We start from the raw sequence: 9,203 nt of genomic DNA, 5'->3' as shown, positions 1-9,203 counted from the left end.
ATGCCAGCCTCGGACACCAACCTCCCATCTCCAGGATCCACATCACACTGAACAACGTGGTGGGTTTACACAGCTAGCGGCAAACAACATTCATCTGAATGCGGCGGGCGGCGCTCATCGATGCGCCCCAAGTTGTTTTGCAGGCATCTCCGCCAGCGGCAACACCTTCACCAGCAACTGGCCCGCGCTGGCGGTGATGCGCTGATGCCGATGGCAAAGCCCAGTTGTTCCAGCCCTAGGCCGCTGAGGCGAACGTGCGGCACGTGCTGGTCGCCGGTGGTCGTGGGCGCCGGGGTAATGGGTGTAGCTGACGGTGCACTGGCGCGGCGGGGTGCACGTAGCGCGCCGGGGCCTTACGGAGGAGGCGTCCGGGTCGGGCGGCAGCATCGGTGGCAGCTCGGTGCGGTCGGGTTGCACAACGACCCACTGCACCCGCTTGTGCGGCGCGTGGCGCGTACGCGCGCGAGTGGGCCGTGCGCTGGCAGATGCAATGGGTGGGCGTACACAGCTAGCGCACCGCTGCCTCGACGCCTTGGCCGATCGGCTGCGCGCAGGGCTGCGACAGCGCCTCCACGAACTCCGGCGCCAACGCCAATTTGCCGAACCAGCCATGCTGGGTACCGCTGAGCACGCGCAGCATATGCCCGCGCCCGCCCGGCACCCGGCCCAGCGGTCGTAGCAACAGATCGCGGCCATGCGCCCACAGATCGCGCTCGGACTGGAACAACGGCGTCAGCCATCGGCTCCAGCGGTGATAGATCGCCACATGCGCCTGGCGCTCGTGCTGGTAGCGCAGCAGGGCGTCGTCCAGGTCGGCGCCCGCGCGCAACGCATCGCGCAGCGCCAGCGCATCCAGCAGCGCCATGTTCACCCCCTGACCCAGCTGCGGACTCATGGAGTGCGCAGCATCGCCGGCCAGCACCAGGCGGCCACGGTGCCAGCGCGTCATCACCGCATCGCGGTAGCTGGCGCGGGCCAGCGCGGTGTGCAATTGCACCGTCTCCAGGCGGGCGATGGCATCGGGCCACATCTGCGCCACTTCCTCGCGCCAGGCCGCGATACCGCGTTGTTCCCATGCAGCGAAATCGCTGCACGGCAGACTCCAGAAGAAACTCAGGCGCGGTGTGTCGTCGCCCGGCCGCGTGCCGACCGGCAACAGCCCGATCATCTTGCGTGCGCCGATGTAGCGCTGACGCAGCTCGTCCACGAACGGCCAGTCATCGCGTGGCAGCAGGCACCACAATGCGCCCCACGGATACACCCGATCCAGCCGCGTGCCCTGCACCTGCGCGCGCAACGCCGAGGCCGAGCCATCGGCGGCAACGATTAGATCGTAGGGGCCGTGCCACTGCCCACGCTGGTCCTGCACCCGCCTGCCGTCATGGTCGATCGCGGTGATGCGGGTATCGGTCTGCAGCTGCGTACCGTCGGGCCACGCATCGCGCAGCAACGCAAACAAGGCTCCACGCTGCATGCCCACACCCATCAGGCACGGATCCAGATCGCGGTAACGCATGTCCATCACCGCGCGCCCGCAGGGCGTTTCGCCGTACAGGCGTCGCACCGGCGCGCCGTGCGCCAGGGCCTGAGACAACAAGCCCATCTTCCACAGCACCTGCAGGCCGCTAGGCTGCAGCAGAAACCCGGCGCCCACCGGTCCCGGTGCTGCCGCGCGTTCGAAGACATCCAGCTGGTGCCCATCGGCGCCCAGCAGGACCGCCAGGGCCTGACCGGCCGTTCCGTAGCCCACCACCGCAATCCGCAATGCCCGTTGCATCTTCCCCGACCCTGTTCTGCCCTCGCCATGCCCGCAGGGGCCGGCCAAAAAAAACCCCGCCGTAGCGGGGTTCTTCAACCGCACAATCAAGTCAGATTACTCGACCGGCGTAATGTTCGAAGCCTGGGCACCCTTGGGGCCCTGGGTCACGTCATACGTGACGGCCTGGCCTTCCTGCAGGCTGCGGAAGCCCTTGGAGTTGATCGCGGAGAAGTGCGCGAAGACATCGGCGCTGCCGTCCTCCGGTGAGATGAAGCCAAATCCCTTGGCGTCGTTGAACCACTTGACGGTACCGTTCGGCATGGTGATGCGAGACCTTTGCAATAATTAATGGGTGATGTACGGCGATGCGTACGCCGCCGAGTATGCAAAGCTTATGCCTCGATGACAATCACCCGCGCGCAAGTTCGCCGATCAGTTCCGGCAGGCCCGACGAGGCCGCCTCGACGTTGGCCAGGACCTCGGCCATGGTGATCTCCTGCGCATCGCCGCAGCCTGCCGCCCAGTTGGCCACGATCGCCAGACAGGCGTATTCCAGGCCTTTTTCGCGTGCCAGGCCTGCCTCCGGCATGCCGGTCATGCCGACCAGATCGCAGCCGTCTCGGCGCATGCGGGCGATCTCTGCAATCGTTTCCAGGCGCGGCCCCTGGGTTGCGCCATAGCATCCGCCGGCCACCAGCGTGACGCCGGTCACTTTGGCTGCGGCGATCACCTTGCTGCGGAACATCGGCGAATACGGGTGGCCGAAATCCACATGCTGCACCTCGCTGCCCGGCTCTTCGCAGAACGTGGAGATGCGGCCCCAGGTGTAGTCGATCAGCTGGTCCGGGCATGCCAGCACGCGTGGTCCGAACGACTCGGTGATGCCGCCGACGGTATTGAGCGCCAGCACACGCGACGCGCCGATTTGCTGCAGCGCAGCGACGTTTGCGCGGTAATTGACCTTGTGCGGCGGCAGCGAATGCCCCTCGCCATGCCGCGCCAGGAAGGCGACGCGATGGCCGAGCAACATGCCAACACGGATCGGCCCAGAGGGCGCACCGTAGGGCGTCTCGATCTCGTGCGTCTGCACCTCGTCGAGCTGTGCGAGCTTGTAGACACCGGTGCCGCCGATGACGGCCAGGGCGATGGAATGGGAAGACATGGGCAACCTCTGTGACGAACGGATGTGGATGCGCGCAACGCGCGGCGGGTTGCGCGCTGCGCCAGGCCAGCGGCGAATGACACAGACGCGGCTGCCGGCGCCGAGATGCAATGCATTCCTGCAGGGCGCAGGTGCGCGCGGCGCAGGTGCGCGCGGCGCCGGAGCTCACCCGCGCGCTGTCGCGTCCCAAGCGCAGCCGACACGCGCAGCCGCGGCTGCGGCCGGATGGAGTTACTGTTTCATCGCATAGATGGCGGGAATACCGCGCAACTGCTCGTTGACGTCCATACCGAAACCGAACACGTAGCGGTCGTCCACTTCCACGCCCACGTAATCGGCGGTCACGCCGGGCACGCAGCGGTCGTGGCGCTTGACGGTCAATACCGCCACGCGCACATCGGTCGCCCCCTGCTCCAGGCACCACTGGCGCACACCCTGCAGGGTGTACCCCTCGTCGAGGATGTCGTCCACCAGGATCACCCGGCGACCGAACAACGCGGTGGCCGGGCGGTGCTTCCACACCAGCTCGCCGCCGACGGTTTCGCCGCGGTAACGGGTCGCATGCAGGTAATCGAACTGCAGATCCTGACCACGCGTGCCCAGCTCCAGCGCGAGTTGCCCGGAGAACGGCAGCGCGCCGTGCATGATGGTGAGATACACCGGCACTTCGCCGGCATAGTCGCGCGCGATCGCATCGGCGATGGTGGCGACGGCGGCGTCGATGGCCGGACGATCGACCAGCAGATCGGCTTGGGCCAGGGCCTGGGAAATGGTGAGCGTGGACATCAGGCAAGTGTTCCGAAAGGGGCGGAAAGAGGAGAGTTGAAGGAAGCATCGGTGCCGGCCAGGACGCCGTCCCAACCGAGCGCGCCGCGTCCGATCAGACCGATCAGCGCGGCGGTGTTGAGGCTGCGGCCCTGCACGGCCTGCAGCGATTCGGGAACCAGCTCCGGGTGGCAGACCAGCACCACATCGCAGCCGGCATCCAGATGCGCATGCACCCGCGCTGCCACGCCACCGGCACTGAACGAGGCGGCCATGCCGATATCGTCGGAGAACACCACGCCGCGGAACCCCAGTTGCCCGCGCAGGATCTGCTCGATCCAGCGCGGCGAGTAGCCGGCGGGCTCCGGCGCGACCTGCGGGTAGACCACATGCGCCATCATCACCGCATCGGCGCCGGCCTCGATGCCGGCCACGAACGGCACCAGGTCTTCGGCCTGCAGTACCTCCAGCGGACGCGGATCGCTGGCGTGATCCACGTGGGTATCTTCCAGCACCGTGCCGTGGCCGGGGAAATGCTTGAGCGTGGCCGCCATGCCGGCGCCATGCAGGGCCTGCACATAAGTACGGGTGAACGCGGCCACGACCTGCGGATCGTCGCTGAACGCGCGATCGCCGATGGCGCGGTTGCCGCGGCCCAGATCCACCACCGGGGCGAAACTCAGGTCCACGCCGCTGGCGCGGACTTCGCCGGCCATCAACTGCGCATGCGCACGGGCCGCAGCGAGTGCGCCCTGCGGATCCTGCGCGTACTGCGCACCGAAGCTCTGCAACGGCGCCAGCGCGCTGAAGCCGTCGCGAAAGCGCTGCACGCGGCCGCCTTCCTGGTCCACACAGATCAGTACCGGGCGCGGAGCCGCAGCGCGGATGGCGGCGCACAGTTCGGCCACCTGGGTGCGCGAAGCGAAGTTGCGGGTGAACAGCACCACGCCGGCCACGGCGTCGTGCTGCAGCCAGTCGCGTTCCTGTGCGCTGAGGTCGGTACCGGCAACGCCGATCAGAAGCATGTTGGGGAACTCCCGGGCCAGGCGCCACCATGGCGCAGCGCGGCATTGTCGCAGATGCGCGCGGCAGCGTCAGATCGCGCATTCAGGCTGGGCTGGCGTGGGCGAAACGGCGCGCGGCTGGCGAACCCGCGTGCCGCCGGCACGTCGACCCCGGGGTCCGCACGCCCCGGCCCGGGCCGGCGTTGCGCAGACCAGTGTGGTGGCTCCTGTGCGCCGGGCCATCCGGCAATCTGTCCTGGCACATCCACTGCGGTGTTGCCCACCGCGCCACTGCTGGAAGGCGTTGTCCGGCCGCGACGGGAGCGGTGCCTGCGATCGGCCCCTGCCCACCGCAGGCGACCTCCTCCCCGGTGTCTCAAAGCCGCTCCAGATTCGCCCGCCAGTGTGCGGCCTGCACCCGAATCCCTTCCAGCACGTCGGCAGACATTGCGTCGAGCTGCCGATACGGCATTGCCAGGCGTTCGTTGGCGCCCAGCACGGCGCGCTGCCGCTGCAGGAAATCCCAGTACAACGCGTTGTACGGGCAGGCCTGTGCACCGACCCGCGCCTTGTGCTGATAGCGGCACCCACGGCAGTAATCGCTCATGCGATCGATGTAGGCCGCGCCACTGATGTAGGGCTTGCTGCCGAGCAGGCCGCCATCGGCGAACTGGCTCATGCCGACCGTATTGGGCAGCTCCACCCATTCGAAGGCGTCGATGTAGACGCCCAGATACCAGCGGTGCAAGGCCTGCGGATCCAGCCCCGCCAGCAGCGCGAAGTTGCCGATCACCATCAGCCGCTGGATATGGTGGGCGTGCGCATTGGCCAGCGAATTGCCGATCGCATCGGCCAGGCAACGCATGCCGATCTGCCCGTCCCAGAACCAGTGCGGCAGCGGCAGATGCTGATCGAGATGGTTGGACGCGGCGTAACCTGGCATCTGCGACCAGTACACGCCACGCACGTATTCGCGCCAACCCAGGATCTGCCGGATGAAGCCTTCCACCGATGCCAACGGTGCCTGCCCTTGTCGCCATGCCCGCTCGGCACGGCCGATCACTTCGGCCGGGTGCAGCATCTTGAGGTTGAGCGCGAACGACAGCAGCGAATGGAACAACCGCGGGCTGCGCGTGCTCATCGCATCTTCATAGCGGCCGAAGTGCGGCAAGCCGTTCTCGATGAAGGCCTGCAGATGCGCCAGCGCCTCGGCGCGATCCAGCGGCCAGGGCAGCGCATCGGCCATGGGCGCACCGAAGCTGCGCACGCCGGCAGCTTCGATGCTGCGCCACAGCGCACCATGATCGTGCGCGATGCGCCAATCCGCAGGCGCGGCCGGTTCTCCCGGCCACGGCGCGCGATTGTCGTGATCGAAATTCCAGCGCCCCCCTTCCGGCGCGCCGGTGGCATCGAGCAGGACGCGATGGCGTCGGCGCATCTGCCGGTAGAAGACTTCCATGCGCCACTGGCTGCCCGCACCGAAGCATCCCGCCACCTCGTCGCGCGTGGTCAGGAAATGCTCGCTGTCGACCATGCGCACGACAAACGCCTGCCCCGCACCCCACTGCTGCAGGGCCTGGTCCAGCCGCCATTCGTCCGGGGCCTGGTACTGAAGCTGCCGGGCGCGGTAATGCGCCATCAGCGCATCCAGGTTGGCCGGAATCGACTGCCGGTTGCTGGCAGTATCGATCGCCACATAGCGCACGCGGTGGCCGCCTTGTCGCAGCGCTGCCGCGAACGCGCGCATCGCGGCGAAGATCGCCAGGATCTTCTGCGCATGATGAAGCACATAGTCGGTTTCCGCGCGCACCTCCATCAACACGTAGACGACGCCGGGGTCGTGCGTGGCGAACCAGCTGTGCTGCGGATTGAGCTGATCGCCCAGGATCAGCCGCAAGGTATGGGCGGGCGCCTGGGTCATCCTGGCGACCGAAACCGCATCTGCGGCAAGGCACGCTTGCGCCTGTTGGGTGAGCCCATGTGTGCGAGGGTCATGCGTGTGCGAGCGTTGGCGGGCGCCCGCTCCATCGAGCGTCCTGTCGTCACCGCCGAATGCGGCCCGGGGCGCAACGCCGTGTGCGCTCCACCGGCCACGTCCCGCCTCACGACGCAGCGCCCTCCCGCGCAGTGCTGCCGACCGTACGCGCAAGCGCCGTCCCGCTCTGCCAGGCGCCTTCGACCTTGCCGCCTGCCAGCCAGTCGCCGCACAGGCCGAGCCCGAGGCCGGCGTCCCAGACACAACCGATCTGTCGCGGCGGATCGGTGCTGGCCGCCGCCCAGCGCCGTGCATCGCAGGCCTGCGGAAGCGGCAGGCCCAGCACAGCCAGCGCGGGCAGCAGGCTGGCGATCACCTGCGCCGGCGTGGCGTCGGCATGCGCCTGGCTCCAGCTTGCCGTGGCATGCAGCAGCCAGGTCTCGGCTCCCGTGCGCGCGGGCTTGCTGGAGTCGCGCGCCACCCAGCGCAACGGGCCGGCATTGACGAACAGGGCGTCGTAGCCCGGGTCGACAGCGGTTGCGAACCGCAGCACGACGGCCCAGGCTGGATGCATCTGCGCGCTGCGGGCCAGCTGTGCCAGCGCGGGCGCATGATCGGCCAGCAGCGCGGCCGCAACGGGCGCCGGCACCGCCAGCAGCACCGCATCGACCACCTGGGTCGTCGCCGCCGTCGCAGTGCCGATGTTCACCGCCCATCCCGTGCCGCTGCGCTCGAGAGCCTGGACGCCTGCCCGCATGCGGACATCCAGGCTGGCAGCGAGTGCGCGTGCTGGCGCGCTCATCCCGGGCACTCCGACATACCGCGCCAAGGCGCTTTGCGTCGGCCGCAGCGTTGTTCCATCCCAACTGGCCACGCGTGCGGGCCAGCGCGCGGCCAGGCCGGCAGCCATCCAGGCCTCCACCACGGCCGCAAAGTCCGGATTGCGCGCGGTGAAGTACTGCGCCCCATCGTCGCACTGCCAGCCCTGCCCGGCGCAGGTATGCATGCGCCCGCCAACCGCATCGGCACTGTCGTAGACCGTCACCGCCTTGCCCGCCTTCTGCAAGGCATCGGCACAGGCCAACCCGGCCAGGCCGGCGCCGATCACCGCCACCGTCTGCGGGCAATGCGGTTGCGTCACCGGATCAACCCCATGCACCGGCATGCGGCAACCGGCAGCTCACACTGCGCAGCCATCCGGCCCGCAGGCATCGGCGCCGCCCACCGGCACCGAGGCAGCCGCCAGCTGCAACAGCGCCTGAGCGAAACTCTCCGCTGGCTGTGCCCCCTGGATCAGGCTGCGCCCGTCGATCACGAAGCTCGGCACCGCCCCAATGCCCAGTGCGCGGGCCTGCGCCAGCTGCGCCTGCACCTCCACCGTGCCCTCGTCCGAGTCCAGCATCGCCTGCACACGCGCAGCCGCAAGACCACCGGCTTCACCGGCACGCACCAGCGTCTCGGTCGCCGCCACATTGCGGCCTTCGGCGAAGTGGGCATGGAACAGGGCTTCCATGGCCGCACCCACGTCGCCTTCGTGCGTGGCCAGCCACAGCAGCCGATGCGCACGCAGCGTACTGACCTGCACCTGGCCGCGCCCGAAGTCGAACGGCAGGCCTTCTGCACGCGCGGTGGCCTGGGTCTGCGCGAGCATCTGATCCACGCGTGCGGCGTCGCCGAACTTGCGTGCCAGGGCATCGCGCAACGGCACCGGTGCTGCACCGGCATCCGGATCCAGCTCGAAGGCGTGATAGTGAACATCCAGCGCAGGCGCCTTGTCGCCGAGCATGGCGACCGCCTGCTCGAAACGACGCTTGCCGATCCAGCACCAGGGACAGACCACGTCGGACCAGATATCGATGCGCATAAGCGGGATTGGGGATGGGGATGGGGATGGGGATGGGGATTCGCAGAGCATAAGCCCCGACACGCGGATTGGGGATTGGGGATTTGCAACGCATCGCCCAGGGGCGACGCATCACCCTTGCTCTTCTACGAATCCCCAGTCCCGACTCCCTGCCACCGCTTGAACGGATGCGATGCCAGCGCCAGGTTGTAGTAACGCGTGTCGTCGGTGACTTCCGCACCGATCCAGTCGGGCCTGGCAAAGGCCTCCTCCGCGTGGGCGAGCTCGATCTCGGCCACCACCAGGCCGGCATTGTCGCCGAGGAATTCGTCCACTTCCCACACATGCCCCTGGTACTGAACCAGATGCCGGCGCTTGTCGATCAGCCCGCCGACGCACAGGTCCAGCAACGCGCGTGCATCGGTCACGGGAATCGGATAGTCGAATTCCTGCCGGGTATGCCCCACCTCGCGCGACTTCAGATTCAAGAACGCGCTCTCGCCCTGCACGCGCACGCGCACCGACGCGTTCTGCGCCCCGCTGCGCAACGCCGCCTGGTCGTTGATATAGCCCTGTGCCATCGGGATCACCGCATGCGCGGCACTGCGCCACCCGTCGCCGGTGACGAGAAACTTGCGTTCAATTTCTAGGGGCATTGGGATTTTGGGGATTAGAGATTCGGGATTGGTGATTGG

Annotated in this window: 9 protein-coding genes and 1 pseudogene; all 10 read right to left on the bottom strand. The window is 68.0% G+C overall.

The window, feature by feature from the left end; genetic code table 11:
- Positions 1-114 precede the first annotated feature (114 nt).
- Positions 115-432 (bottom strand): annotated as a pseudogene (locus tag LL964_RS12145) (SymE family type I addiction module toxin).
- Between the two features lie 76 nt (positions 433-508).
- Positions 509-1,777, bottom strand: a complete 1,269-nt coding sequence (locus LL964_RS12140; protein WP_104584159.1) for an FAD-dependent oxidoreductase — start codon at positions 1,775-1,777, stop codon at positions 509-511.
- A 96-nt stretch (positions 1,778-1,873) separates the two neighbouring features.
- Positions 1,874-2,080 carry a cold-shock protein gene (locus LL964_RS12135; RefSeq protein ID WP_104584161.1) on the bottom strand — a complete coding sequence of 69 codons (207 nt, stop codon included), beginning with the start codon at positions 2,078-2,080 and terminating at the stop codon, positions 1,874-1,876.
- 88 nt (positions 2,081-2,168) lie between these two features.
- Complete coding sequence (locus LL964_RS12130; protein ID WP_104584162.1) at positions 2,169-2,921, bottom strand: S-methyl-5'-thioinosine phosphorylase; 753 nt, start codon at positions 2,919-2,921, stop codon at positions 2,169-2,171.
- A gap of 231 nt (positions 2,922-3,152) precedes the next feature.
- Positions 3,153-3,707 (bottom strand): hypoxanthine-guanine phosphoribosyltransferase, encoded by a 555-nt coding sequence (locus tag LL964_RS12125; protein WP_104584164.1) that lies wholly within the window; start codon positions 3,705-3,707, stop codon positions 3,153-3,155.
- On the bottom strand, positions 3,707-4,711 hold the full coding sequence (gene nagZ, locus LL964_RS12120) for a beta-N-acetylhexosaminidase (RefSeq protein WP_104584166.1): 1,005 nt from the start codon (positions 4,709-4,711) through the stop codon (positions 3,707-3,709). The genes LL964_RS12125 and nagZ overlap by 1 nt, the downstream gene beginning before the upstream one ends.
- A gap of 355 nt (positions 4,712-5,066) precedes the next feature.
- Positions 5,067-6,611 (bottom strand): cryptochrome/photolyase family protein, encoded by a 1,545-nt coding sequence (locus LL964_RS12115; protein WP_104584168.1) that lies wholly within the window; start codon positions 6,609-6,611, stop codon positions 5,067-5,069.
- Positions 6,612-6,792: 181 nt separating this feature from the next.
- A complete protein-coding gene (locus LL964_RS12110; protein WP_104584170.1) occupies positions 6,793-7,830 on the bottom strand; it encodes an NAD(P)/FAD-dependent oxidoreductase in 1,038 nt (345 codons plus the stop codon).
- Between the two features lie 15 nt (positions 7,831-7,845).
- The gene (locus LL964_RS12105) at positions 7,846-8,529 is read right to left on the bottom strand and encodes a DsbA family oxidoreductase (protein ID WP_104584172.1); all 684 of its coding nucleotides are present in this window, start codon (positions 8,527-8,529) and stop codon (positions 7,846-7,848) included.
- A gap of 125 nt (positions 8,530-8,654) precedes the next feature.
- Positions 8,655-9,164: a CYTH domain-containing protein gene (locus LL964_RS12100; RefSeq protein WP_104584174.1), complete on the bottom strand. Its 510-nt coding sequence runs from the start codon at positions 9,162-9,164 to the stop codon at positions 8,655-8,657.
- Between the last annotated feature and the right edge of the window lie 39 nt (positions 9,165-9,203).

Source organism: Xanthomonas melonis, from assembly GCF_020783655.1.
GTDB classification, from domain to species: Bacteria; Pseudomonadota; Gammaproteobacteria; order Xanthomonadales; family Xanthomonadaceae; genus Xanthomonas; species Xanthomonas melonis.
This window is presented reverse-complemented; position numbering and strand designations above follow the sequence as displayed.

Coding starts and splice junctions, on each gene's coding strand:
- LL964_RS12130 (WP_104584162.1), bottom strand. CDS start 2,921: ATGTCTTCCCATTCCATCGCCCTGGCCGTCATCGGCGGCACCGGTGTC.
- LL964_RS12135 (WP_104584161.1), bottom strand. CDS start 2,080: ATGCCGAACGGTACCGTCAAGTGGTTCAACGACGCCAAGGGATTTGGC.
- LL964_RS12100 (WP_104584174.1), bottom strand. CDS start 9,164: ATGCCCCTAGAAATTGAACGCAAGTTTCTCGTCACCGGCGACGGGTGG.
- LL964_RS12105 (WP_104584172.1), bottom strand. CDS start 8,529: ATGCGCATCGATATCTGGTCCGACGTGGTCTGTCCCTGGTGCTGGATC.
- LL964_RS12115 (WP_104584168.1), bottom strand. CDS start 6,611: ATGACCCAGGCGCCCGCCCATACCTTGCGGCTGATCCTGGGCGATCAG.
- LL964_RS12110 (WP_104584170.1), bottom strand. CDS start 7,830: ATGCCGGTGCATGGGGTTGATCCGGTGACGCAACCGCATTGCCCGCAG.
- nagZ (WP_104584166.1), bottom strand. CDS start 4,711: ATGCTTCTGATCGGCGTTGCCGGTACCGACCTCAGCGCACAGGAACGC.
- LL964_RS12125 (WP_104584164.1), bottom strand. CDS start 3,707: ATGTCCACGCTCACCATTTCCCAGGCCCTGGCCCAAGCCGATCTGCTG.
- LL964_RS12140 (WP_104584159.1), bottom strand. CDS start 1,777: ATGCAACGGGCATTGCGGATTGCGGTGGTGGGCTACGGAACGGCCGGT.